The 24,985-nt window shown below is 70.8% G+C and carries 21 protein-coding genes; 8 read left to right on the forward strand and 13 right to left on the reverse strand.

The features are described 5' to 3' along the window. The first annotated feature begins 52 nt into the window (after window positions 1-52). Entirely contained in the window at window positions 53-883 is an 831-nt protein-coding gene (locus OL358_RS07770) for an NAD-dependent epimerase/dehydratase family protein (protein WP_264709402.1), read from the forward strand. Between the two features lie 44 nt (window positions 884-927). Here the strand turns inward: OL358_RS07770 and OL358_RS07775 are convergent, their stop codons facing one another. The 3 genes from OL358_RS07775 to OL358_RS07785 all read right to left on the reverse strand — a co-directional run bounded on the left by OL358_RS07775 (window position 928) and on the right by OL358_RS07785 (window position 4,142). Then, window positions 928-1,836, reverse strand: coding sequence for a carbohydrate ABC transporter permease (locus tag OL358_RS07775; protein WP_264709403.1), 909 nt, complete (start codon window positions 1,834-1,836; stop codon window positions 928-930). Window positions 1,837-1,850: 14 nt separating this feature from the next. After that, window positions 1,851-2,732 carry a carbohydrate ABC transporter permease gene (locus tag OL358_RS07780; protein ID WP_264709404.1) on the reverse strand — a complete coding sequence of 294 codons (882 nt, stop codon included), beginning with the start codon at window positions 2,730-2,732 and terminating at the stop codon, window positions 1,851-1,853. Window positions 2,733-2,822: 90 nt separating this feature from the next. After that, window positions 2,823-4,142, reverse strand: coding sequence for an ABC transporter substrate-binding protein (locus tag OL358_RS07785; RefSeq protein ID WP_264709405.1), 1,320 nt, complete (start codon window positions 4,140-4,142; stop codon window positions 2,823-2,825). Window positions 4,143-4,297: 155 nt separating this feature from the next. Between OL358_RS07785 and OL358_RS07790 the strand changes: the two genes are divergently transcribed. From OL358_RS07790 to OL358_RS07800, 3 genes are all read left to right on the forward strand, one after another. Beyond that, complete coding sequence (locus OL358_RS07790; RefSeq protein ID WP_264709406.1) at window positions 4,298-6,571, forward strand: beta-glucosidase; 2,274 nt, start codon at window positions 4,298-4,300, stop codon at window positions 6,569-6,571. 94 nt (window positions 6,572-6,665) lie between these two features. After that, window positions 6,666-7,682, forward strand: coding sequence for a LacI family DNA-binding transcriptional regulator (locus tag OL358_RS07795; protein ID WP_264709407.1), 1,017 nt, complete (start codon window positions 6,666-6,668; stop codon window positions 7,680-7,682). After that, window positions 7,679-8,680, forward strand: coding sequence for a LacI family DNA-binding transcriptional regulator (locus tag OL358_RS07800; protein ID WP_264709408.1), 1,002 nt, complete (start codon window positions 7,679-7,681; stop codon window positions 8,678-8,680). The genes OL358_RS07795 and OL358_RS07800 overlap by 4 nt, the downstream gene beginning before the upstream one ends. Window positions 8,681-8,877: 197 nt before the next feature. Here the strand turns inward: OL358_RS07800 and OL358_RS07805 are convergent, their stop codons facing one another. The 7 genes from OL358_RS07805 to OL358_RS07835 are packed head-to-tail and all read right to left on the reverse strand — an operon-like array spanning window position 8,878 to window position 16,541. Next, window positions 8,878-10,599, reverse strand: a complete 1,722-nt coding sequence (locus OL358_RS07805) for a hypothetical protein (protein ID WP_264709409.1) — start codon at window positions 10,597-10,599, stop codon at window positions 8,878-8,880. 8 nt (window positions 10,600-10,607) lie between these two features. Further along, entirely contained in the window at window positions 10,608-11,474 is an 867-nt protein-coding gene (locus OL358_RS07810; protein WP_264709410.1) for a phosphogluconate dehydrogenase C-terminal domain-containing protein, read from the reverse strand. Then, entirely contained in the window at window positions 11,471-12,265 is a 795-nt protein-coding gene (locus OL358_RS07815) for a sugar phosphate isomerase/epimerase family protein (RefSeq protein WP_264709411.1), read from the reverse strand. Before OL358_RS07815 ends, OL358_RS07810 begins: the two co-directional genes overlap by 4 nt. Then, window positions 12,262-13,041 carry a triose-phosphate isomerase family protein gene (locus OL358_RS07820; RefSeq protein WP_264709412.1) on the reverse strand — a complete coding sequence of 260 codons (780 nt, stop codon included), beginning with the start codon at window positions 13,039-13,041 and terminating at the stop codon, window positions 12,262-12,264. The genes OL358_RS07815 and OL358_RS07820 overlap by 4 nt, the downstream gene beginning before the upstream one ends. Beyond that, window positions 13,041-13,511, reverse strand: a complete 471-nt coding sequence (locus OL358_RS07825) for a ribose-5-phosphate isomerase (protein ID WP_264709413.1) — start codon at window positions 13,509-13,511, stop codon at window positions 13,041-13,043. Before OL358_RS07825 ends, OL358_RS07820 begins: the two co-directional genes overlap by 1 nt. After that, window positions 13,504-15,234 carry a dihydroxyacetone kinase family protein gene (locus tag OL358_RS07830; RefSeq protein WP_264709414.1) on the reverse strand — a complete coding sequence of 577 codons (1,731 nt, stop codon included), beginning with the start codon at window positions 15,232-15,234 and terminating at the stop codon, window positions 13,504-13,506. Before OL358_RS07830 ends, OL358_RS07825 begins: the two co-directional genes overlap by 8 nt. Beyond that, window positions 15,231-16,541, reverse strand: a complete 1,311-nt coding sequence (locus tag OL358_RS07835) for an MFS transporter (protein WP_264710256.1) — start codon at window positions 16,539-16,541, stop codon at window positions 15,231-15,233. Before OL358_RS07835 ends, OL358_RS07830 begins: the two co-directional genes overlap by 4 nt. 198 nt (window positions 16,542-16,739) lie before the next feature. Here OL358_RS07835 and OL358_RS07840 point away from each other — a divergent pair, with 198 nt between their 5' ends. Next, complete coding sequence (locus OL358_RS07840; protein ID WP_264709415.1) at window positions 16,740-17,486, forward strand: FadR/GntR family transcriptional regulator; 747 nt, start codon at window positions 16,740-16,742, stop codon at window positions 17,484-17,486. Beyond that, window positions 17,486-18,730 (forward strand): D-arabinono-1,4-lactone oxidase, encoded by a 1,245-nt coding sequence (locus OL358_RS07845; protein WP_264709416.1) that lies wholly within the window; start codon window positions 17,486-17,488, stop codon window positions 18,728-18,730. The genes OL358_RS07840 and OL358_RS07845 overlap by 1 nt, the downstream gene beginning before the upstream one ends. Window positions 18,731-18,754: 24 nt before the next feature. On the opposite strand, the gene OL358_RS07850 is transcribed toward OL358_RS07845, so the two are convergent. The 3 genes from OL358_RS07850 to OL358_RS07860 all read right to left on the reverse strand — a co-directional run bounded on the left by OL358_RS07850 (window position 18,755) and on the right by OL358_RS07860 (window position 22,025). Then, on the reverse strand, window positions 18,755-20,020 hold the full coding sequence (locus OL358_RS07850) for an MGH1-like glycoside hydrolase domain-containing protein (protein WP_264709417.1): 1,266 nt from the start codon (window positions 20,018-20,020) through the stop codon (window positions 18,755-18,757). 176 nt (window positions 20,021-20,196) lie between these two features. Then, on the reverse strand, window positions 20,197-21,540 hold the full coding sequence (locus OL358_RS07855; RefSeq protein ID WP_264709418.1) for an MFS transporter: 1,344 nt from the start codon (window positions 21,538-21,540) through the stop codon (window positions 20,197-20,199). Window positions 21,541-21,560: 20 nt separating this feature from the next. After that, window positions 21,561-22,025: a MarR family winged helix-turn-helix transcriptional regulator gene (locus tag OL358_RS07860; protein ID WP_264709419.1), complete on the reverse strand. Its 465-nt coding sequence runs from the start codon at window positions 22,023-22,025 to the stop codon at window positions 21,561-21,563. Window positions 22,026-22,102: 77 nt separating this feature from the next. Between OL358_RS07860 and OL358_RS07865 the strand changes: the two genes are divergently transcribed. Both OL358_RS07865 and OL358_RS07870 read left to right on the forward strand, forming a co-directional pair. Then, on the forward strand, window positions 22,103-22,954 hold the full coding sequence (locus OL358_RS07865; RefSeq protein WP_264709420.1) for a lysophospholipase: 852 nt from the start codon (window positions 22,103-22,105) through the stop codon (window positions 22,952-22,954). A gap of 222 nt (window positions 22,955-23,176) precedes the next feature. After that, entirely contained in the window at window positions 23,177-24,799 is a 1,623-nt protein-coding gene (locus OL358_RS07870; RefSeq protein ID WP_264709421.1) for a glycoside hydrolase family 6 protein, read from the forward strand. Window positions 24,800-24,985: the final 186 nt, after the last annotated feature.

Consider the following 24,985-nt stretch of genomic DNA (forward strand, 5'->3'; position numbering starts at 1 on the left):
CGCGGGCCCGAGTGCCCGAGGCGGTGCCACACTGGACCCCGGAGGGACCGCCATGTACATCGCCGTCACCGGAAGCAGCGGCACGCTGGGCCGCGCGACCGTCGAACGACTCCTCGCCGACGGGCATGACGTCATCGGATTCGACCTGTCCGGCATCCCAGGACCAGGCTTCACGCGTGTGGATCTCGGCGACTACGGCCAGACCCTCGACGCGTTCCTGGGTGTGACCGCCCGTCACGGCGGCCTCGATGCGATCGTGCATCTCGCTGCGGTGCCCGTGAACGGCCTGATCCCCGACGTCACGACGTTCGAGAACAACCTCGCCGCGTCGTACCACGTGCTCTTCGCCGCGCATCGCGCCGGCATCCGCACCGTCGTCCTCGCGTCGAGCATCACCGCGATGGGATTCCCGTTCGACGATGCGCCGCCGTCGCTGCCCGTCGGCGAGGACTACACGAGGGCCAACAACACCTATGGCCTCGGCAAGGTCGTCGAGGAGGCCCTCGCCGCGCAGCTCGTGGGGTGGCATCCGGATGCCTCGATCACCGCACTCCGCTTCACCAACGTGGTCGCCCCCGACGCGTACGCCACCTTCGAGCGGGCCGGCGATCCCGAGTACCGCCGCGACCTCATCGGCTCGTGGGTCGACGCCCGCGACGGCGCGGAGGCCGTCGCGCTCGCGCTCGCCGCGGCGCGTCCGGGCTTCGAGATCTACAACGTCGCCGCGCCGACGTCGGGATCGTCGATCCCGTCGCGCGAGCTCGCGGAGCGCTGGTTCCCCGGCACTCCCGTCGCGGACGATCTCGGCGAGTTCGAGTCGCTGATGTCCACGCGCAGGATCCAGGAGCACCTCGGCTTCCGCGCCCGCCACGACTGGCGCTGAGCGATGCCGGCGGGTGCCGTCCTCGCAACCCGCCGGCATCGGTCTCATCCCTTCACCGCGCCGGCCGCGAGGCCTTTCATGATGCGCTGGTTGAGGAAGAGGTAGAGCACCAGGATTCCGAACACGGTGATGCAGATCGCCGCGAACAGCGGACCGTAGTTGATCGCGCCGTACTCGCCCGAGAAGTTCAGCAGGCCCACCTGGATCGTGTTGAGGCTCTTCTTGCCGCCGAAGATCAGCGCGATCAGCAGGTCGTTCCAGATGAGGAAGAACTGCACGATCGCCACCGTCAGGATCGCGTTGCGCATCATCGGGAAGCCGATCGAGAAGAAAGCCCGCGTCATCGAGGCGCCGTCGATCGTGGCGGCCTCGAAGATCTCTCGGGGGATCGCCCGGAAGTACGTCGCCATCATGAACACCGTGAGCGGCAGGCCGCCGGCGGTGTAGATGAGGATCATCGGCCAGTAGGTTCCGTTCAGCCCGCTCTGGAAGAAGGCGTTGAACAGCGGCAGGATCACCATCTGGCCGGGGATCATGATGCCCGCGAGGAACAGGAGCAGGATCGTGCCGCGCCCCTTGAAGACGAGCACCTCGAGGGCGAACCCGGCGGCGGTGCCCAGCAGCACGATGAACACGAGCGACGGCACCGTCACGATGAGGGAGTTCGTGATCGTGGTGGCGAGGTTTCCCGTCTCCCACGCGATGGCGTAGTTCTCCCAGTGCCATTCGTCGGGCATCGCGTACGACGGGTTCGACAGGAAGTCGGCGTTGGACTTGAACGAGTTGATGACCATCCAGAACAGCGGATACGCGGTCACGATGATGAGGAACGTGATCGTCAGCCACGTGGGGATGCGGCGCAGCACGTGCAGTGCGACCGCGCCGGGCGTGCGGCGGTGCGGTTCGAAGGCGCGCGGAGTGTGGACGGCGGTCGTATCGAGAGTCGCGGTCATGGTCGTGGCTCCGTTCAGACCGTGTTGTCGCGTCGCGACGACTTGAAGATGAACAGGGTGACGATGAGGCACATGACCGTCAGCAGCAGCGCGATGGTCGAGCCGTACCCGAAGTCGCTGAACTGGAACGCGGTGCGGTACATGTACAGCGTCAGCGGAGTGGTCGAGTTGCCCGGCCCGCCGCCGGTCAGCGCGAAGACCGAGTCGAAGACCTTGATCGTGCCGTTGATGCTGAAGATGAACGACGCGAACAGGATGGGCAGCGACATGGGCAGCACGATGTAGCGGAAGAGGCTGAAGGTCTTGGCGCCGTCGATGCGGGCGGACTCGATGATGTCCTCGGGGATGTCGAGGAGACCCGAGAAGATCAGCACGCCGTAGAAGCCGACCGAGCGCCAGACGTCCATGATGACGATGACGATGAACGCGGTGTCACCGGCGCCGAGCCAGTCCACCGACGAGAGGCCGACGTTCACCAGCAGCTCGTTGACGAGGCCGTCGGTCGGCGCCGACTGGAACAGCTTCTGGTACAGGATCGCGATCGCGACGGTCGGCAGCACGACGGGGAAGAAGACCAGTGTGCGCACGATGACGGACGACCGGCGCAGCACGAACTGGTAGAGCATCGCGAGGCCGTATCCGAGGACGACCTGGAAGAGCGTCACGATGACGGCGTACTTGAGGGTGAACCAGAACGCGTCGTGGACGTAGGGGTCCGTGAGCAGGCGAGTGAAGTTCTCGATGCCGTTGAACTCGAACCCGGTGAGGACGTTGCCCGTGAAGAAGGTGAGGCCGAAGGACCACAGCACGGGGATGAGGATGATCAGCGTGTAGACGAGCAGTGCCGGCGTGAGCAGCAGCATGATCGCCTTGCGGTCGCCGAGGACGGACTTCATTGTGGCGGCCTTTCGGGTGTGGAGGGATGCCCTGAGAAGGATGACGCCCCGGCGCGTCCGACGTGGACGGACGCACCGGGGCGGGTCTGATCAGCCTTCGTCGAGCGCGTCCTGCACGAGGGTCATGAACTCCTCGGGCGTGATCTGCCCCGTGACGAGCAGGGCGGCGTTGGTGGACGAGATGTTGCTCGCCTTGGCGTTGAAGAGCGCCTCGAACCACAGCACGCTGTCGGTCGCCGTGGCGATCTCGTCGGCGATGGTCTGCGAGATCGGAGGCAGGTCGACCGGCTCATCGGCGATGAAGCCGGTGATCTGGCCCTGCTTGAGCGCCTCGTTGCCGTAGTTGGCGGTGATGCACTTGAGCCACTCGCCGACACCCTCGGTGTAGGTCTTCGCGCCGAAGGTGGCGGGCAGGCCCACGTTGGAGGGGTACTCGTCGATCGAGCCGGCACCACCGTCGACGGCCGGGAACTTGAAGAACCCGACGTTGTCGGCGCCGATCTGGTTTCCGTCGCCGTTGATGTTGCCGAGCAGCCAGCTGCCCATGTAGATCATCGCGGCCTTGCCGGTGAGGAACTCGTTCGACGCGGCGTCGTAGTCGAGCGACGCGACGTTCGAGCCGAAGTAGCCCTTCTCGCCGAGGTCGGCGATCGCGGCCGCAGCCTCGACGTACTCGGGGTCGGTCAGCTTGGCGTCACCGTCGGCGACCTTCTGCAGCGCGTCGGGCCCGAGCGAGCGGAAGAGGTAGCCGCTCACCAGACGCGTGAGGGGCCAGCCCTGCTCGCCCGAAGCGGCGAAGGGCGTGAGTCCGGCATCCTGAGCCTCGGCGGCGACGGTGAGCAGGTCATCCCACGTCTCCGGCACCTCCCAGCCGTTCTCCTCGAAGACGGTCTTGTTGTAGAAGATGCCCTCGATGTTGTACTGGAACGGCAGGAAGTTGAAAGCGCCGCCGTAGAGCTTCTCGATGGTCGACACCGCACCCTCGGCGACCTTGTCGCGCACGCCGAGCTCGGTGAGGGCCTCGTCGAAGTCGAGGAGGTATCCGGCCTCCCAGAGCTTCGCGCCTTCGGCAGGGTTGCCGCCGGCCGAGAACATCGGGGGAAGGCCGTCCTGCGTGGCGAGCAGCTGCACCTGGGCATCGAGCTCTGCCTGCGGGATCGAGTTGACCTCGAGGGGCATGGCCTCGTTCTGGGTCTCGCACGCCCCGGCCGCGAGCGCGTCGAGCACGGGCTGGGTGGTGGTGTTCTCGGCGTTCTTCAGGAACTCGAGAGTCGCGGGATCTTCGCCGCCGCCGCCGTTGTTCCCGCCGCCGCCGCCGGAGCAACCGGCGAGGACGAGGACACCAGCGCTGACGAGTGCCGCAGCGCCGAGAAGCGGCTTGCGAAGACGCCGACGTTCTGCTGTGAACACATTTCCTCCTTGAAAGTGGCATCTCGCTTTTGAGACGTTTCAAAAGGGATGCTACGTCGCTCGGGAACGGAGTGTCAAGACCTGTGAAGGCATTTTTCCGGCGTTCGCAACAAAAGCCTTGCCGCGAGGACGGGGCGTGCCGTCATGATGAGTGCATGGAACTTGAAACGTCACAAGTTGATAACGACGTCGCAGGGCTGATGGCGCGGCTGTCGCTCGAGGAGAAGGTCGCACAGCTCGTCGGACTCTGGGCGGGGGCGCGCCGCGGTGACAACGCCGCGCCCATGCAGGACCAGCTCGTGTCCGATGCGCTCCACGTCGACGAGGTCGCAGCCCGCGGGCTCGGCCAGTTCACGCGGCACTGGGGGACCACGCCGCTGCCCGTCGCCGAGGGCCTGGCGGAGCTCGCCCGGCGTCAGCGCGCACTGACGGACCGCACCGGCATCGGGGCCGTCGTCCACGAGGAGTGCCTCACCGGCGTGCTCGCGTGGGGGGCGACGACGTACCCCACCCCGCTGGCGTGGGGCGCGACGTTCGAACCCGCGTACGCGGAGCGGCTCGGCCGCCGGATCGGCGCCGACCTGCGCGCGCTGGGCGTGCACCAGGGGCTCGGCCCCGTGCTCGACGTCGTGCGCGACGCGCGGTGGGGTCGCGTCGAGGAGTGCATCGCCGAGGATCCGCTCCTCGTCGGCCTGGTCGGCGCGTCCTACGTGCGCGGGCTCGAGGCGGAGGGACGCGTCGCGACGCTGAAGCACTTCGCGGGGTACTCCGGTTCGCGTGCGGGACGCAACCACGCTCCGGTCTCCGTCGGCCCGCGCGAGCTCGCGGACGTGTACCTGCCGCCGTTCGAGCGCGCGGTGCGTGCCGGAGCACGCTCTGTCATGAACTCGTACGCCGACGTCGACGGGGTGCCGGCCGCGGCATCCGTCTCGCTGCTCACCGAGGTGCTGCGCGATGAGTGGGGCTTCGAGGGCACGGTGGTGGCCGACTACTTCGCCATCGCCTTCCTCGAGAAGACGCACGGGATCGCGGCATCCGCCGGCGAAGCCGCCGTCCTCGCGCTGGCGGCGGGCATCGACGTCGAACTGCCCACCGGCTCCGCCTATCTCGAACCGCTGGTCGAGGCCGTTCGCGACGGGCGCGTGGACGAGGCACTGGTGGACCGCGCCCTCGAGCGGGTGCTGCGCCAGAAGGCCGAGCTCGGGCTCCTCGGCGATGCCGGGGAGAGTGACGGCGATGCCACGGTCGACCTCGATTCGAAGGGCAATCGCGCCCTCGCCCGCGAGATCGCGACGGCATCGGTCGTGCTGCTGCAGAACGACGGCATCCTGCCGCTGTCGGCAGAGCGGATGCCGCGCCTGGCCGTCGTCGGCCCGAATGCCGATCGCTTCGACGCCATGTTCGGCTGCTACTCGTACGTCAAGCACGTCCTCCCGCACCACGCGGGCACCGCGCCCCTGATCCAGGCGCCGACGGTGGCCGAGGCGCTCGGCGCCGTCTGGCCCGGGAGCGTGCGCACCGCACCCGGATGCCCGGTCACGGGGGAGGACCGGTCGGGATTCGCGGACGCGGTCGCCGCGGCGGCCGAGGCGGATGCCGCGGTGGTCGTGCTGGGCGACGACTCCGGCATGTTCGGCCGGGGCACCTCCGGCGAGGGGTGCGACCGGGCGGACCTCTCGCTTCCCGGGGTGCAGGCCGAGCTGCTCGCCGCGGTGCTCGAGACCGACACCCCCGTCGTTCTCGTCCTGATCACGGGCCGGCCGTACGAGCTCGGCGTCGAGGCCGACCGCTGCGCGGCGGTCGTGCAGACCTTCTTCCCCGGGCAGGAGGGCGGGCCCGCGATCGCCGACGTCCTGGTCGGGGCGGCCGATCCCGGCGGCCGGCTGCCGGTGCAGCTGCCGCGGCCGGGCACGCCGCAGCCGTCGGGATACCTGCATGCGCGGCTCGGCGGACCGACCGACATGAGCAGCGCGGACCCCACGCCGCGGCATCCGTTCGGCTTCGGGCTCGCGTACACGACGTTCGCCCGTGGACCGCTCACGGTCGCCGACGCCGACGTCCCCGTCGACGGGTTCGTCGAGCTCGAGCTGTCGGTGCGCAACACCGGCGACCGCGACGGGACCGACGTGCTGCAGGTGTACGCCGGCGACCCGGTCGCTCAGGTGGTGCGTCCGGTTCGGCAGCTCGTCGCCTTCCGTCGGGTCAGGGTGGCCGCGGGCGAGGATCAGCGATGGTCGGTGCGGATCCCCGCCGCGGCGCTCGCGTTCACCGGCGTCGCGGGGCGGCGGATCGTGGAACCCGGACGCGCGGACTTCACCTTCGCCGCGGATGCCGCCGATCCCGGCTCCACCGTGGCCGTCGAGTTCACGGGGCGCACGACCCCCGTGGACCGCATCGCCGACGAGCCGGAGTGGACGCGCGTCGGCTGAGCCGGACGGTCGCGTGGTTTGAAACGTTTTCATGCGTAACGGCGGGGATGCTTCGCTCGGGTACAGTGGCGTTCAATCCAGACGAGGGAGTCGCATGGCCAGGGTGGGCATTCGAGAGGTCGCCGTGCTCGCCGGCGTGGCGGTGGGGACCGTGTCGAACTACCTCAACCACCCCGACCGCGTCTCGGACGACAAAGCGCAGCGCATCCGCTACGCGATCGACTCGCTGGGCTTCGTGCCCAGCAACGCCGGACGTCAGCTGCGCCTCGGCGTCAGCCGCGTCATCGGCTACATCGCCCCGGACGTCAGCAACCCGTACTTCGCGGAGATCGCCGAGAGCGTCGAGCGCCGGGCCGACGAGCGCGGCGTGACGGTCTTCCTCGCGAACTCCCATCGCGATCGCGCGCGCGAGGACTCGTACCTCCAGGTGTTCGAGCAGCATCAGGTGCAGGGCCTTCTGGTGTCGTCGCACACGCAGATCGAGGATCGCCTGGAGCAGGTGCGCAAACGCGGCACCCCGTCGGTCCTGGTCGGTCAGCGTGCCCGCAGCCTGGCGCAGCCTTCGGTGTCGCTGGACGACGTGTCGGGCGGGCGGCAGGCGATGCAGCATCTGATCGAGGTCGGATGCCGCCGCATGGCGTTCGTGGGAGGCCCGCTCGGCATCTCCCAGGTCGCCGACCGGCTCACCGGGGCGAGCGAGGCCGTTCGCGCGTTCGGCGCCGCGACGCTCGAGGTGATCGACCAGACGGACCGCACCGTGCGCGGCGGGCACGAGGTCGGCGAGGCGCTCCTCGCACGTCCGGCCGACATGCGACCCGAGGGCATCTTCGCCGTCAACGATCTGCTCGCGCTCGGCATCATGCAGGCGCTCGTGCTCGGCGGAGTCTCGGTGCCCCGCGACGTGGCGATCGCGGGGTACGACGACAACGAGTTCGCCGAGGCATCCCTCATTCCCCTGACCAGCGTGCAGGGCCGCCACGACGGCTACGGCGCTGCCGTGGTCGACCTGCTGTTCGACGAGATCGAGGGCAACACGATCGACGAGCCGCACCGCATGTTCGAGCCCTCCCTCGTCGCGCGGGCCAGCACCTCGGGATTCGGGCGCGCATGAGCGCCAGCATCCGCGACGTCGCCGAGAGGGCCGGGGTGTCGGTCGGCACGGTGTCGAACGTGCTCAACCATCGTGAACGCGTCGCCCCCGAGTCGGTGCGCCGCGTCAACGAGGCCATCGCGGCACTCGGATACGTGCGCAACGACGCCGCACGCCAGCTTCGGGCGGGCCGGAGCACCACGGTGGGGCTCGTCGTGCTCGACGTGCGCAACCCCTTCTTCACCGAGATCGCCCGCGGGGCCGAGCGAGAGGCCGACAAGCACGGTCTCTCGGTCATCCTCGCCAACAGCGACGAGGACGTCGCCCGCGAGGCGCGCTACCTCGACCTGTTCGAGCAGCAGCGGGTGCGCGGCATCCTGATCTCGCCGTACCAGCAGGTCGGATCGCGCCTGCGCGAGCTGCGGGACCGGGGGATGCCGGCCGTGCTCGTCGACCGCCGCAGCGAGGACGACCGGTTCAGCTCCGTCTCGGTCGATGACGAGCGCGGCGGCTACCTCGCGGCGCGCCACCTGCTCGACAGCGGGCGCCGTCGCCTGCTCTACACCGGCGGACCGCTCGACATGCGCCAGATCGACGACCGACGGCAGGGGGCGCGCCGCGCCGTCGACGAGACCGAGGGCGCCTCCCTCGAGATCCTCCCCGCGACCGCGTCCCAGGTCGCCGAGGGCCGCGTCGCCGGCGACGAGATCGCCTCGCGGCCCGCCGCGCATCGGCCCGACGCCGTGTTCTGCGCGAACGACCTGGTCGCACTCGGCGTGCTCCAATCGCTCGCCGCGCACGGCATCCGCGTTCCCGACGACATCGCGCTCGTCGGCTTCGACGACATCGACTTCGCGGCCGCGGCCGTCGTGCCGCTGACGTCGGTGCGCCAGCCGAGCCTCGTGATGGGCGAGACGGCGCTGCGCATCCTCGTCGACGAGAGCGACGACCGCTCCCGTCCGGCGGAGCAGGTGGTGTTCGAGCCCGAACTCGTCGTCCGCGCCTCCACCGGCGGCTGAGCCGGGCTGACGGGCCGCGGGCGGGGCGAGCCCCGCCCGGGCCGTGTGCGCCGTGTGCGCTGCGCCTGTGTGCGCTGCGCCGTGTACCCAACTCAGGATGAGCGGCCTCGCGCACACCGCCCCAGCCGCGAGCTGGCGCATCTCGACGCAGCCGATCCTGAGTTCGGTACACCGGGGGAGCGCCGCGGCGTCCGGCGTCAGTCGCGGAACTCGACGAACGAACCGGCCGGCACGGCGGCGGTCCACGCCGCGCCGGCGGCCACGACCTCGACATCCGCATCGGTGCGGCCGAGGTTCGCCACCAGCACGGTCGTGCGCCCGTCGCGCCGTGCGCCCAGGGCCCAGAGCTCCCCGTCGGGGCTGTCGCCGGTCAGCAGCTCGCCGCCGGCCAGCCGGCTGAGCGCCTCGATCGCATGGGCGACGGGGTACGGTTCGCCGTCGGACGAGCGGATGCCGCGTGCCCCCCACTCTTCGAACCACGTCACCGACGCCACCCCGGGAACGGCGAGGGCGGCGGCGCTCGCGACCGTCCACGCGGCCAGCTCGGGGGCGGACTGGCGGGGGTCGTCGGAGCCGGTGAACTCGGCTCCGTACCCGTCGGCGAGATCGTCGCGAACCGGTCCCGGCTGCGGCTCGGCCGCGACGTCGTTGTAGCGCGGCCGGAGCGAGATCGGCCCGATGTGCACCGGAAGGGCTCCGGCGAATCCGACCGTCTGCGCGGCGACCAGCCGCTGCATCGCGATCGACTCGACCAGCTGCTCGGTGCCGAGCGCGTGGAAGAGGGGGGTGAGCGTCACCGCGACGCCGTCGAGGTCGTCCGGCAGCCGGTGGCGCTCGCGGTTGAGCTCGGTGAAGTGGGCACGGGAGCCGCCCACGACCGGGACGTCGATGCCGGCACGGGCGAGCGCGCCGCGAAGCGCGGTGACGGCCGCGGCATCCGACACATGGCGTGCCTCGCCGATCTGGTGGAAGACTCCGACACGCGCCGGGCGCACGGGAGCGAGCGCCGCGACCGCGTCGTCCAGCGCCTCGGGCCGCTCGGCGTCCAGGAGCAGGCGCACGTCGAGGGGCAGCCCGGCCGCACCGGCCCGCGCGAGCGCGGCGCGCCAGTTCGGACTCGCGAGGTCGAGCTCGACGAGCACCGAGCCGCCCACCGCCGGAACCTCCGGCGCGGGATCGGGTCCGGTCGCGGCGCCCAGCCCGATCGCGGGGAACGTGCCGCCCGGCGAGAGCGAGATCGTCGCGAGCGCGGCATCCGCCTCTCGCTCGCGGCTCGTTCGCGAGGCCCGCAGCGTCACCGCCTGCCGTACGCGTCCGCGCGCGGCGACCGTGTACGGGAAGGGGAGCGAGAGGGGTCGGCTGTAGGTCTTGAACGAGGCGTCGGTCCAGTTGCGCTGGTCCTCCATCTCGAACACGTCGCCGTCGAAGGCGGCCGAGACGGCGAGGCCGTCATGCTCCCACTCCAGGCCTGCGATCCCGCGTACGGGCTGGTGCGGGCTGATCGCAGCGGGGAACGCGGTGGCCTCCGACGCCCCGTCGGGATGCGTGACCCGCAGCCGGGATCCGGCGACGGACGGCGGGTGCAGCACGACCAGGCCGGTGCGGTTCGTGGCGAACGCGGCGTCGGACTCGAGGTCGGTGAACACGACGAGACGCCCCGGCCGGGCCTCCGCGCGCACGACGCCGCGGAAGCTCGAGCCCAGCCCGATCGATCGCACATGAAGGGTGAGGGTCGCATCGGATTCGACGACCCGGTCGACGGCGAGCGGCGCGGTGCCCCAGTCCCGGTCCCGCACGACGGAGCGGATGCTGCGGAGCACCACCCGGCCGTCGAACCTGAGGTCGGCGAGCTCGTCGTCGCGGAGCTCCAGTGACCAGGGGCCACTCTCCCACCGCCGGGGCTCCGCGAACCAGGTCATGCGTTCCTTCAGCGTTCGATGTGGTCGAGGTGCAGCATCCGTGCGAGGTTCTTGTCGAGCTCGTCGTCGCGGAAGATCTTCTTCCAGTCGTCCTTGATGATGCTGTCCCGGCCGTACTGCATGGCGATGAGGCAGGCGTCCGAGAAGGGGTTGTCGCCGCGCAGGCCGTTGGCGAGCGCCACCTGGGTGTGACCGTACAGGATGCTCCGCGCGGCCGCCTCGGGGACGCCCATCGTGTGCACCGTCTCGTGGAGGGCCTCGTTGAGGAGGTCGCCGATCATGCACGCCACCGTCTCGACGAGCGTGGGCTCGAGCTGGGCGAGCTGCTTGATGGTGACCCAGTGCACGTCGATGACGGGCGCGTAGATCGAGCGGACGGTCGCCTCGACGATCGCCCGGTGCGTGGGGTCGTCGGACTCGACGGCGGCGATCGCGTCCTGGGGGGCGGCGATGCCGCCGAACGTGTCGGCCCACTCCTCCGGGGTCTGGCGCTGCAGGAAGATCGACGGGTGGCACGGGTGGGCGACGGCCTGGACGACGTCCTCGCGCGTGGTGAGCAGCCCGGCGTAGGCGGCGGCCGGGTCGAGCGTGAGCACGATCGCGCCGGGACGCAGCTGCGGCACGAGCTCCGCGGTGACGGGGCCGAGCGCCAGGTCGGGGACGGCGAGGACGACGATCTCGGCCTCGGCGACGGCGGCGGCCGCGTCGGTGAGCTCGCGGCCGGCGTCGAGGGTGCGCTGCTGTCCGGCGGGGGAGTTCTCGACGTACCAGACGGTGTGGCCGGTCTTCACGAGGTTGTCGGACACGCGCATGCCCATCTTGCCTCCGGCGCCGATGACGGCGATCTTGTACGCGACTGTGGTGGTGGTGCTCATGTCGTGCTCCTCAGATATTCGACGGTGCGGCGGGTCCATTCCCGCTCGGTTCGGATGGTGGTCTCGGCGTCTCCCTGCCAGGAGAGCCAGTGCTCGACGATCTCGTTCACGCCGCGCTCGCGCGGGCGGACGGCGGCGAGCAGGTGGGGGTAGTCGTGCAGTCCCTCGCCCATCGGGGCCCCGCCGTAGGTGAAGCCGACCCAGCCGTCCTGGCGGGCGAAGGCGAAGTCCTTCACGTGCACGTTCCTCACGTGCCCGGCGGTCGCGTCGACGCAGTCCCGCGGCAGCTCGAGGCGGGCGACGACGTTCGCGGGGTCGAGGCAGATCCCGAGGCTGCGGCTGTCGATGCGGGCGACGAGATCGACCAGCTGGGCCGTCGAGATCTGCTCGTACGTCTCGAGGGCGAGGACGACCCCGGATGCCTCGTACCCGGGCAGTGCGGCCCGGAGCCACGTCTCGGCCTGCGGGAGCGTCGGTCGCGAATCGGGGGAGTACAGCATGCTGCGCACGAGGCCGGCGTCGAACGCGCCCGCCAAGTCGAGGAACCGTGCGAGCCGGTCGGGCTCGAGGCCCTTGGTGCCGAGCTCGATCGCGATGCCCAGATCGCGGGCCGCGGCCGCGGCATCCGCCACCTCCGCGTCGTCCATCGACTCGAGCGGTGCGTAGTCGCAGATCTGGAACAGGTCCACCCCCTGCGCCTTCGTGGCCTCGAACGCGCCGACCAGTGACAGCGGCTCGGTCCCACGGCCCGCGTGCTGCCAGAAGAACGCGTACGTGCCGAGCCCGATCATGCGCCCGCCCCGGCTCGAGAGGCAGCGAGGGCGGATGCCTCGTCGAGCACCGCGACGAGGGCGTCGGGGTCGTGGGCGAACCGGCCGAGGAAGAGTCCGTCGACGCTGCCGCCGAGCGCGGTGAGCAGGCCGGGCCCGGCCGAGCCGCCGTAGATCACGACGCTGCCCGTGCGGGCGGGATCGGCGGCGAGGGACGCCGTGAGCGCGGTCGTCACCGCGGAGATGTGGTCGGCGGGCGCCGGCTCGGGGGCCCCGATCGCCCACACCGGCTCGTAGGCCACGATGATCGGGCCTGCGGGGGCGCCGGTGAGGCAGGCGCCGAGCTGTGCGACGGTGGCGGATGCGGCATCCGTCCGGTCCCGTCGCTCGGTCTCGCCGACGCACAGCACCGGGGTGATCCCGTACTGCAGGGCCGCGGCGGCCTTTGCAGCGGTGATCGCGTCGGTCTCGCCGAAGAGGCGGCGGCGTTCGGCGTGGCCGATCTCGGCGAGGCTCGCGCCCACCTCGGCGAGCTCCGCCGCGCTCACCTCGCCGGTGTACGGGCCGAGGTCGTACGGCGAGACGTCCTGCGCCCCGACCTGCACCGGCGTGCCGCGGAAGGCGTCGACGGCAGGACCGATCTGCAGGTAGGTGGGGATGACGAACAGGCGCACGGCGCCCGAGGTGACGGCGGTGTGCGTCCGCACCCGGTCGGCCATCCGCGCGCACCAGTCGACGGCCTCATGATGACCGAAGTACATCTTGAGGCTCACGCCGACGGTGACCTGTGCGGGCATCAGCAGGCTCCGGTGGCCTCGTACTCGCCGATGACGGCGACCTTCTCAGCGGATGCCGAGGTGGGGTCGAAGCGGTAGTCGAGCCACTCGCGCACGAGGCGGCGGGCGAGCTCGATGCCGATGACGCGCTGACCCATGGTGAGCACCTGGGCGTCGTTGGAGAGCACGCCGCGCTCGACGGAGAAGCTGTCGTGGGCGGTGACGGCGCGGATGCCGGGCACCTTGTTCGCCGCGATCGCGACACCGAGGCCGGTGCCGCAGATGAGCAGCGCGCGGTCGGCGTCGCCCGCGGCGACCTGCTGGGCGGCCTCGATCGCGACCTTCGGGTACGGCGTGTGGCCGTCGGCGTCCACGCCCACGTCGACCACCGAGGCGACGCCGGGGTGGTTCTCGAGGTCCTTCTTGAGGATCTCCTTGTAGTCGAATCCGGCGTCGTCGGCTCCGATCACGATGCGCAGGGGCTCAGCCATGTGCGTGCTCCTTCCGGGCCGCGAGCGTCTCGCCCACGGCGGTCACGATGAGGGCGAGCGAGTGCGCGCCCGGGTCGGGGGTCCCCACGCTGTTCTGACCGTGCGTTCGGGCACGGCCCATGCGGGGGAGAAGATCGGCGGTGGCGGCGGCCGCGCGGGTGGCGGCATCCGCTGCCGTGCGCCAGGCGTCTCCGAGCGAGGCGCCGGCGTCGACGGCGCCGGCGAGGGTGGAGCTGAACGGGACGAGCGCGTCGACGAGGGTCTTGTCGCCCACCTCGGCCTTGCCGTAGGCCATGACGCCCTGGGCTCCGGCGGCGACGCCGGCCGCGACGGCGGGGGCGCCGGGGTCGCCCTCGTCGCCGAGCTTCGCGGCGACCGCGTGGAGGATGACGCCCCACAGCGCGCCCGAGGTGCCGCCGGCCCGGTCGGCCCAGGCATCGGCGGCGCGGGCGAGGACGGTGCCGGCTCCGGCGCCGGCTTCGGCCGCGGTCGTCGCCGCGGCGAGGGCCGCGTGCGATCCGCGCTGCATGCCGATGCCGTGATCGCCGTCGCCGGCGATCGCGTCCATGCGGCCGAGCTCGTCCACGTGCGTGTCGACGGTGTCCGCGATCGTGCGCACCGCGGCGAGCACGGTCTCGGCTGCGGCTCGGGATGCCGCGTCCGCCGGGGGAATGGCGTCCTCCGCCGCTGCGGCGTCGGCCCCGGCATCCGTCCGCTCCGCCCGCGTCACCGATCCGCGACGGTACGCGGGGGTGTCGACGGGTGTGTCCCACAGCCCGGCGAGTTCGTCGTCGAGCCAGAACAGGGTGAGCGAGGTGCCGGCCATGTCGAAGCTGGTGCAGTACTCCCCGACGTGCGGGTCGACGACGTCGAGCCCGGCCTCCTCGAGCAGCTGGGCGATGCGCCGGTAGACGACGAACATCTCCTCGTACTTGAGCGACCCGAGGCCGTTGAGGATCGGCACGACGCGGCCGTCCGCGCCGGCGGGGCGCTCGTCGAGGAGCTTCGCGACGAGCAGCTCGGCGAGCTCGTCGGCGGTCGGGATGCCGGTCTCGTCGATGCCCGGCTCGCCGTGGATGCCGAGGCCGATCGCCATCCGCCCCTCGGGCACGCTGAACAGCGCGTGGTCGGCGCCGGGCAGCGTGCAGCCCGTGAACGCCACCCCGAAGGACCGGGTGCGATCGTTTGCCAGGCGGGCGACGCGCGTGACACCGCCGAGGTCGTAGCCGGCTTCGGCAGCGGCCGCCGCGATGCGGAACACCGTGAGATCGCCCGCGATGCCGCGCCGCTTGTGCGCCTCGTCACGGCCGGCGCTGAAGATGTCGTCGGTGACCGCGACCGTCTCGCACGCGATGCCGTCGGCGCGCAGGCGTTCCTGCGCCGCGTCGAAGTTGAGCACGTCGCCGGCGTAGTTGCCGTAGCTGAAGAACACGCCGCCACCGTTGTCGGCGGCCTTCGCGACCGCGAGCACCTGCTGCGTCGACGGGGACGCGAACAGGTTGCCCATCGCCGCCCCGTGCGCGAGACCCTGCCCGACGAGCCCGCCGAACGCGGGGTAGTGGCCCGACCCGCCGCCCACGACGACCGCGACCTGCCCGGCGGGGCTGACGGTGCTGCGCACCACCCCGCCGGTCACCCGCCGCACGTAGCGGCCGTTGGCCGCCACGAAGCCGTCGATCATCTCGTCCGCGAAGGCGGCAGGGTCGTTCCACAGGCGGGTCATCGCCGCGAGCCCTCCTCGTCCACGACGGCCTGGTCGGCCGCCTCGTCACCGGATGCCTCGCCCACCGTCACCGGGTTGATGCGGTTGCTGCGGGCGAGCAGGATCATGAGCACGGCGGAGACGAGCATCACGAAGCCGACGATGAACATCGGGATCTCGTAGCCGCCAGTCAAGTCGTGCACGGCGCCGGTGATGAACGGCGCCGAGAATCCGGCCAGGTTTCCGATGGTGTTGATCAGTGCGACACCCGCCGCCGCGGCGGCTCCCGTGAGGAAGCGCGTGGGGAGCGTCCAGAAGTTCGGCAGCGCCGCGAAGATCGCGGAGGCCGTGATCGTGATGACGGCGATGGTCGCGACGGGCGAGCCGGCGAACAGCGCGAGCGGGATGCTGACCGCACCGGCCAGGGCCGGGATCGCGATGTGCCATGTCTTGAGGCCGCGCTTGGAGGCATCCCGCGACCACAGGAACATGATGATCGCGGCGGGCAGGTACGGGACAGCCGTGATCAGTCCCTTCTGGAAGACGTCGAAGGTCTGCCCGGTCTGGGCCTGGAAGCCCTCGATGATCGTGGGCAGGAAGAACGCCAGCGCGTAGAGGCCGTAGATGAAGCCGAAGTAGATGAAGGACAGCACCCACACGCGCCCGCTCTTGAAGGCGTACTTCGCCGAGACGTGCCCGTTCTCCTTCTTCTGCGTGGCCGCGGTCTCCTTCTGGAGGGCGTCGGTGAGCCACAGCTGCTCGTCCTTGGTGAGCCACCCGGCGTCGGTCGGCTTGTCCTTGAGGTAGAACCAGGCGATGACGCCGACGATGATCGCGGGGATCGCGACGCCGAAGAACATGAAGCGCCAGCCCTCGAGGCCGAAGAACACCTCGTGCTGCTGGATGAGCCAGCCGGCGAGCGGTGCGCCGATGACGGTGGTGAGCGGCTGCGCCAGGTAGAAGAGCATGAGGATGCGACCGCGGTACTGAGCGGGGACCCACAGGCTCAGGAAGAGGATCGCGCCCGGGAAGAACCCGGCCTCGGCGACGCCGAGGAGGAACCGCAGCACGACGAGCTGCTCGAAGTTCTGCACCCACGTGAACAGCAGCGCGACGATGCCCCAGGAGACCATGATGCGCGACAGCCAGCGACGGGCGCCGAACTTGTGCAGGGCCAGGTTGGAGGGCACTTCGAGAAGGATGTAGCCGATGAAGAACACACCCGAGGCGAAGCCGAACTGGGCCGCGCTGAGGCCGAGGTCGTCGTTCATGCCGTTGGGTGCGGCGAAGCCGATCGCGGTGCGATCGAGGTAGTTGATGAAGAACATCAGGGCGACGAAGGGCACGAGTCGCCAGGCGACCTTCTTGATCGTGCGCCGCGCGACGTCTGTGTCGGGAGGGGTCTGGTCCACGTTGACTCCTGGGTGATGCGATCTGGGAACACTGTTGTCCCCGACCGATAGTGTGGCAAACCGGTTGACCAATTGCAAGGGGTCGGCGCAACAATCACGCGTTATGGTGTTCGCATGCCCGCCTACCCGGACGACCGATCGGCCGAGATCACCGCCGCCCTCGGCGCTCTCCCCACCGGCACGCCCGTCTCGGAGGTCGCCCGTCGGCTCATGGACCTCTTCACGGGCGGATCCCTCGCGCCCGGCACCCGGCTGCCTCCCGAGCGCCAGCTCGCCGCGACCCTCGGCGTCGGCCGCTCGGCGGTGCGCGAAGCGCTCGCCGCACTCGAGATCCTCGGCATCGTCGACGTGCGACCCGGGTCAGGGACCTACCTGCGCGGAACGGCCAGCGAGCTGCTGCCGCAGACCCTCCGGTGGGGACTGCTCATCGGCGAGCGCAACACGACCGAGCTCCTCGAACTGCGCTCGGGCCTCGAGATCTACGTCGCGCGCCTCGCCGCCGGACGCGGCGACCCCTCCGACCTCGACGCCGTCGGCCGGCACCTCGAGCGCATGCGCGCCGCCCTCGAGCGGGGTGCCCTCGGCGACTTCGCCAAGGCCGACCTGGAGTTCCACCACGCGCTCGGCCGCGCCGCCGGCAACACGATGCTGGTCGACCTCCTCCACGTCGTGCGGTCGCTGCTGCAGGTCTACGCCGACCGCGCGGTCCACGACGAGGTCGAAGCGCGCGTCGCCCTCGACGAGCACGACGCCGTCTACCGGGCGCTGCGAGCCGGGGGAGAGGATGACGCGGCATCCGCCATGGCGATCCACATGGCCACCGCCACCCAGCGACTCTCGGCCGAGGCATCCGTCGGCTGATGACACGCAACTGGGCCGGGTCGTACGAGTACACCGCACCGGAGATCGAGATCGCGGCCACGGTCGACGACGTGCGCCGGCTCGTCGCCCGCCCCGGCCGGGTGCATGCCCTCGGCACCCGGCACTCCTTCACCGACCTGCCCGACACCACGGGAACCCTCATCGACGTGTCGAAGCTGGCCGGGGCGGTCGCGATCGACGCGGACGCCCGCTCGGTGACGGTCGCCGCGGGCACGCGCTACGGCGTGCTCGCGTCGGCGCTCCACGCGAGCGGCTTCGCGCTGCACAACATGGGGTCGCTGCCCCACATCTCCGTCGCGGGGGCCGCCGCCACGGGAACCCACGGGTCGGGCGACGCGAACCCCGTGCTGTCCACGGCCGTCCGTGCGCTCCGCTACGTCGGCGCCGACGCCGAGGTGCACGAGGTGCGCCGCGGCGATCCCGACTTCCCGGCGCTCGTCGTCGGCCTCGGCGCGTTCGGGATCATCGTCGAGGTGGAGCTCGACATCCAGCCGTCGTTCCGGGCGCGGCAGGACATCTACGACCGGCTCACGTGGGACGCGTTCCTCGACGACGTCGACGCGGTGACCGCCGCGGCGTACAGCGTGTCCGTCTTCACGAGGTGGGAGGGTGACGAGGTCGGATTCGTCTGGGCCAAGACCCGCCTGCGCACCGACGACGACGCCGTCGCCGACAGCATCCTCGACGGTCACCTCACCCTCGACCGCTCGCCGCTCGGCTCGGGGGAGAACATCACGGAACTCGGCACTCCCGGGCCCTGGATGCTGCGGCTCCCGCACTTCCGCCTCGACCGCGAGCCCTCGTTCGGCGCCGAGATCCAGACGGAGTACTTCGTCGATCGCGCGGATGCGCCGGCCGCGCTCGCCGCCGTCCGCGAGCTGGCGCCGGTCGTGGCGCCGCATCTCGCGGTGAGTGAGCTGCGCACGGCGGCGCGCGACGAGCTGTGGCTGAGCCCGGCGTACGAGCGGGACGTGCTGGCCATCCACTTCACGTGGCTGCCGCACCCCGGCGACGTCGCGCGGCTGCTGCCGCAGCTCGAGGGGGCGCTCGCGCCGTTCCGCGCCCGCCCCCACTGGGGAAAGGCGCACGCCTTCGACGCCGTCGCGATCTCGCGGGTGCATCCGCGGATCGCCGACGCGCGGGCCGTGTTCGAGCGGCTCGATCCCGACGGCCGCTTCTCGAACTCCCACCTCGAGCGCGTCGGGGTGCGCGCGGCGCGCTGAGCCGGACCGAGAACCGGCCGCGGCTCAGAACTCCCAGCTGACGGGGCGGCCCTCCAGGTACGCGATCATGTTCAGCACGAGGAAGTTCCAGTTCTGGAACCCGTGCGTGATGATCGGCTCGCCGCTGTCGGGGTGGTAGTACTCGTGCAGCGAGCCGTTGGCCTCGAGGTCGGCGCCGAACAGACGCACGGTCTTCTCCGCGAGGTCGCGCGCGTCATCCACGTAGCCGTACTTGAGCAGTCCCCGGAACATCAGGTAGTTGCTGATCCCCCAGATCGGCCCGAGCCAGTTCGACGGGTTGTTCGACGCGCGCAGGTCGTACATCTTCTCGAGGCGCGACAGGGTGCGGATGCCGTACGCCGAGTGGAACGTGCGCTCATCGCGGTAGCGCTCGACCATGCGCGCGGCCTGCTCGGCCGACGCGAAGCCCGCCCACAGCGGGAGGAAGCTCGACCAGTTGTCGATGCGCATGATCATCGACGACCACCGCCGGGGGGCGCCCTTGTGCAGCCAGTCCTCGGGGTCGATGTCGCGCAGGGCGAGATCGACGCTGTAGAACGTGCCGTCGCGTTCATCCCACGCGTGGCGGTTGAGCGCGTCCGCGAGATCCTGCGAGCGGCCGCGCCACGTGTTGGCGGCGACCAGATCGCCGAGCTGCTCCCACAGGTAGCCGAGCGCGAGGAACTCGCGGTACAGCAGGCTGTTGAGGTAGATCGCGGCGGTGCTGCGGTCGGGCCGGTAATAGACCGAGGGATCGTTGTCGACGCCGACCGCGAAGTCGGTCTGCCAGTAGGCGAGCCCGGTCTCGGCGTGGAGGTGGCTGTCGACGTACCGCTGCGCGAACCGGTCGACCACCGGCATGTGGGGCCGGAGCCACTCGACGTCGCCGCGGCGACGGGAGAGCAGCGCCGCCTGCTGAGCGAGGACCGGCTTGTGCATGTTCTGCGAGAAGCCGCCGGCGCGGCCGGGGTCGCCGTGGAGCAGGCTCCCGGCCGGGCTGAGCTGGATCGGCATCACGCCGTCCTCGTCGGTGTGATCGAGGAAGTTCAGGATGCTGCCGAGCTCGTAGTCCCCGAACCGGCCCGCCCGATCGGTGTCGAGTTCGACCTGACCCAGCGCGATGCTGATGGTCCACGAGTCCCAGTCCCAGAGCGCCTTCGAGTAGTACGGCGAGTCCGGGCTGCTCGGCACCGTGTAGCGGTGGGCGAGGATGCCTTCCGGCTCCCGCGTCATCTGCTCGGCGCTCTCGTGGATGTACTCCGTGAGCAGTCCCGTCCAACGTTCCAGCATCGTCGCTCCCTGTTCGGCGTGGCTCCGATGATACTGATCGATGCGGTGATTGAGGAACCGGTTGACCTATCGACCGGCCCGGACGCGGCATCCGCTGCAGTTTCCTCCGGATGCGGCGTCGCCCGGCGCCGCGCGTACAGGAAACTGCAGCGCGCACGGCGCAGGGGTCCGACGCCTCAGCTGGCGTGACGCGCCGGCATCGCCTTCTCGGGGAGCCGCACGGGCGTGGTGGAGGCAACCTCGTCGCTGAACTCCTCGGGGGCGGGCTGCACGACCGACAGCGGTCGGGTCTCGTCGATCGTGAGCAGGAACCGCTTCTCGTCGCTGCGGTGCAGCCGGCCCGACACGATCAGCCACGTGGCGCCGATCGCGAAGGCGATGAGCGCGGCGCCGGCGCCGAGCAGGATGGCCATGCGCGGTCCGTACTCGGACGCGACCCATCCGACGATCGGCGCGCCGATCGGCGTCCCGCCCATCAGGATCGCCATGTACAGCGCCAGCACCCGGCCGCGCAGGGCGGGATCGGTCGTGGTCTGCACGTAGCCGTTGGCCGTCGTCAGCATCGTCACGACGGCGAATCCCGTGAACATGAGCGTGACGGCATATGCCCAGTACGATGGCATCATCGCCGAGACCGTTGCCGCCGCCGCGAACAGGAGCGTGCCGCCGATCACCACGCGGATGCGGGCTCGGTCACGCCGCGCGGCGAGGAGCGCGCCGGCGAGGGACCCGATCGCGAGGATCGAGCTGAGGAGGCCGTAGCCGTCGGCCTCCTGCCCGAACTCGAGCGCCATCGTCGAGGCGAAGATCGGGAAGTTCATGCCGAACGCGCCGACGATGAAGACCATCGCGAAGGTCACCATGAGGTCGGGGCGCCGGCCGACGTAGCGGAAGCCGTCGGCCAGACGAGACGCGCCGGGGGCCTTCACGCGGGGGATGAGCTCGGACGTGCGGATGAGCAGCAGCGCGACGATCATGCCCAGGAACGTGACCCCGTTGACGAGGAACACCCAGCCGGTGCCGACGGCCACGATGACGATGCCGGCGACCGCCGGTCCGATCATGCGGGCGCCGTTGAACGAGGCCGCATTGAGGGCGACGGCGTTGGACGCGATCTCTCGCGACACGAGGTCGGACACGAACGCCTGCCGCGCGGGGTTGTCGAACGCGGCGATCACCCCGAGCGCGAGCGCGAACGTGTACATGAGAGGCAGCGTCATGACGTCCAGGAGCAGCAGCACGCCGATCGCGACGCCGAGGACGAGCAGCAGGCTCTGCGTGACCACGAGGAGGTGGCGGCGGTCGAAGCGGTCGGCCACCCAGCCGGTGACCCCGACGAGGAGGAGGGGGGGCGCGAACTGCAGCGCCATCGTGATGCCCATGGCGGCGGCGTCGTTGTCGGTGAGCTCGGTGAGCACGACCCAGCTGAGCGCCGTCGCCTGCATCCAGGCGCCGACGTTCGAGACGAGGGCGCCGATGAACCACACGCGGTAGTTGAAGATCGAGAACGACCGGAACATCGCCGATCCTCCGCCCCGGCTCATCGGGCGGCCATCCGCTCCATGATCTCGGCGGCTCGGTCCAGGGCATCGCGCTCGGCGGCGGTGAGCTCGTCGAGCGCGGACTCGACCCACGCATCCCGGCGCCTCGCGGTCTCGGTGACGACCGTCTGTCCTTCGTCGGTCAGCGAGATCACCACCTTGCGGCCGTCGTTCTCATCGGCCGATCGGCTGACGTACCCCGATTCCTGCAGGCAGTTGACCGTGCGGTTCATCGACGGGGCGGACACGCGCTCGCGCTCGGCGAGATCGCCGAGCGCGTGAGGGCCGTGGACCCAGAGGGCCGCGAGCACCGCGAACTGGCCGTCGCTCATGGAGTCGACGGCGCGCTGCGTGCGCATGCGGCGGGCCAGCCGGAAGGTGGCGATGCGCAGCCGGGAGGCGGCGGCGGAGTGGTCGTCGTGTGCGTCGGCGGGCGTCTGCGTCGGTTTCGTATCGGTGCTCATTCGAATCCTTAGCATAGCTCATTAGTCATGCTAAAGGAATCGGATGCCGCCTCCCGCCCCTCCCATAGACTCAGCGCATGCCCGAGTTCATCGATGCGCACGGCATCGCGATCGTCTACGACGTCCATCCCGCGAAGGCCGAGCCTCGAGGGGTCGTCCAGCTGCTCCACGGCGTGGGCGAGCACGCTGGGCGCTACACCGCCGTGATCGACGCGCTCACCGCGGACGGCTTCATCGTCTACGCGGACGACCGCCGCGGCCACGGCCGCACCGGGATGGGTCACCACGGCGGCGATGCCGAGAAGCTGGGCCGGCTCGGCCCCGGCGGGCTCCGCGCCGCGATCGCGGGATGCTGGCAGTTCACCGAGCTCATCCGGGAGGAGAACCCCGGTCTGCCGCTCGTGATCCTCGGCCACTCGTGGGGGTCGTTCCTCGCGCAGATCCTCGTCGACGACCACCCCGAGGCCTACGACGCGGTCGTGCTCAGCGGCACAGCGCTGCGCTGGCCCGGGTCGCTCAACTCCGGCGACCTGAACAAGCCGTGGAAGGCGCCCGACGCGATGGGCACCGAGTGGCTGGCATCCGACCTCAGCGTGGGCCGCGCGTTCCTCGACGACCCGCTCACCACCGACGAGCCGCTCGCGAAGCTCTTCGGCCCCGTCGACACCCTGCGGCTCATCGGCAAGCCGCGCAAGAACCTCGGGTTCGACATCCCGGTCCTCCTCATGGTCGGCCGCGACGACACAGTCGGCGGACCGCGGAGCGTGCACCGCCTCGCCGACGCGTACCGCACGCGGTCCGGCCTCACCGATGTCACGACCCTCGTCTACCCCGACGTGCGCCACGAGATCTTCAACGACGTCAGCCAGGCCGAGGTGCGCGCCGACCTGCTGGCATGGCTCGACAAGCGGTTCCCGCCTCGAAGCTGACCTGATCGGCCTCGTCTCATCCGTTTGTGCGGGCGAATGTGCGCTCGCCGGATGGCTCGCCCGCACATTCGCCCGCACAAACGGACGCCGGGTTGGTTGACGGGCGCGGGCGAGGTGGGCCATCCTGGGCCCAGCGTGCATCGTGGGAGCGCTCCCACGCCGGCACGGTGCAGCTCCCCGGGCGATGACGCCCGGTGGTCGACGAAGACCAGGAGAACCCCCATGATCCAGGACTCCCCCCGTCCCGACCGCGCAGCGCCCTCGCGGCGCAGAACGCTGGCGCTCGCGGCCGCCGCCGCGCTGGCGGTCGGCCTGGCCGTGCCGATCGCGGCGGCACCGGCATCCGCCGACGACCCGGGCCTCGTCGGCTCGGAGCTGTACCTCAACCCGTGGAGCACGACCCTCGAGGCCGCGCAGTCCCTGAGTGGCCAGGCCCGCGCCGATGCCCAGCTGCTCGGCTCCATCCCCTCCGCGGACTGGTTCGCGAAGGGCACCCCGGCCGAGGTGGAGGCTGCGGTCGACGAGGTCGTCTCCGCCGCCGACGCGAAGGGCCGGATGCCGATCCTCGTGGCGTACAACCTGCCCTTCCGCGACTGCGCGCAGTACTCGGCCGGCGGCGCGCTGGACACCGCCGCCTACCGGGCATGGATCGACGGCTTCGCCGCGGGGATCGGCGACCGTGCCGCGACGGTGATCCTCGAGCCCGACGGTCTCGGCATCATCCCTCACTACAAGACCCTCGACGGATCGACCGAGTGGTGTCAGCCGGCCGAGGTGCCGGCCGCGACCGCGGCGGCCGATCGGTACACCCAGGTGAACTACGCCGTGGACGCGCTCGGCGCCCTCGCGTCGACCTCGGTCTATCTGGACGGCACGGGCGCGAGCTGGCTCAACGTCGGCGAGATCTCCGACCGCCTCATCAAGGGCGGCGTGGAGCGGGCCGACGGGTTCTTCCTCAACGCCTCGAACTACCAGTTCACGGCGAACTCGACGTCCTTCGGCACGTGGGTGTCGTCGTGCATCGCGTACGTCACGAAGGTCAATCCCGGCGACTTCGGATCGTGCGGCAACCAGTACTGGAACGGCGGCCCCGCGACGAACTGGAACGGGACGGCGATGTCGCAGTACGGCGAGTGGACGCCCGGCAACGCGGACCTCGCGCTGAACACCGACGGCGTCGACTCGCGCTATGCGTCGATCCTCGGCGCCGTGGAGCCGACCACGCGGTTCGTGATCGACACGAGCCGCAACGGCCTCGGACCGTGGGACTACCCCGACGGGGTCTACACGGCGCACGAGGACTGGTGCAACCCGCCCGACCGCGGCCTCGGACTCCGCCCGTCGACCGAGACCGGTGTCGCGCTCGTGGACGCGTACCTCTGGATCAAGGTCCCCGGCGAGTCGGACGGCAAGTGCTACCGCGGAACCGCCGGACCGCTCGACCCCGAGCGCGGCATCGAGGATCCGGCAGCCGGGCAGTGGTTCGTCGAGCAGGCGCGCGAGCTCATCGCACTCGCCGACCCGCCGCTCGCACCGCTCGACTGCCGTGTCAAGGTCGTCGGCACCAAGATCGGCAAGGGCTTCCTCGCTGCACTGACCGTCCGCAACGGCGGCACGACCACGCTCAGCCCGTGGACGCTGTCGTGGACGTTCGACGGCGACCAGAAGGTGGTCAAGGTCGTCGGCGGCACGTTCGCGCAGGACGGAGCCACGGTCACCGTGACGGCCCCGAAGGTGCTCAAGGCGCTGCGACCGGGCAAGACGACGGCGCTCGTCGTCACGGGCGTCGGACCAGCGGTCGAGCCGTGGCAGTTCCACCTCAACGGAAGGGCCTGCACGTCGTGAGACCGGCGGCGGCGCCGGATGCCCCCACCCGGCGCCGCCGCCCCCCGCCCCGCCCCGCCCCCACCCCGCCCCGCACCCCACCCCGCCCCGCCCCACCCCGCAGGTTCCGTTTGTGCGGGCGAACGCACGCCTAGCCCGGGCGTGTTGCGCGCATTTGCCCGCACAAACGGAGAGCGGATGCCGGAT

The organism is Microbacterium sp. SSM24, from assembly GCF_025989145.1.
Lineage (GTDB): Bacteria > Actinomycetota > Actinomycetes > Actinomycetales > Microbacteriaceae > Microbacterium.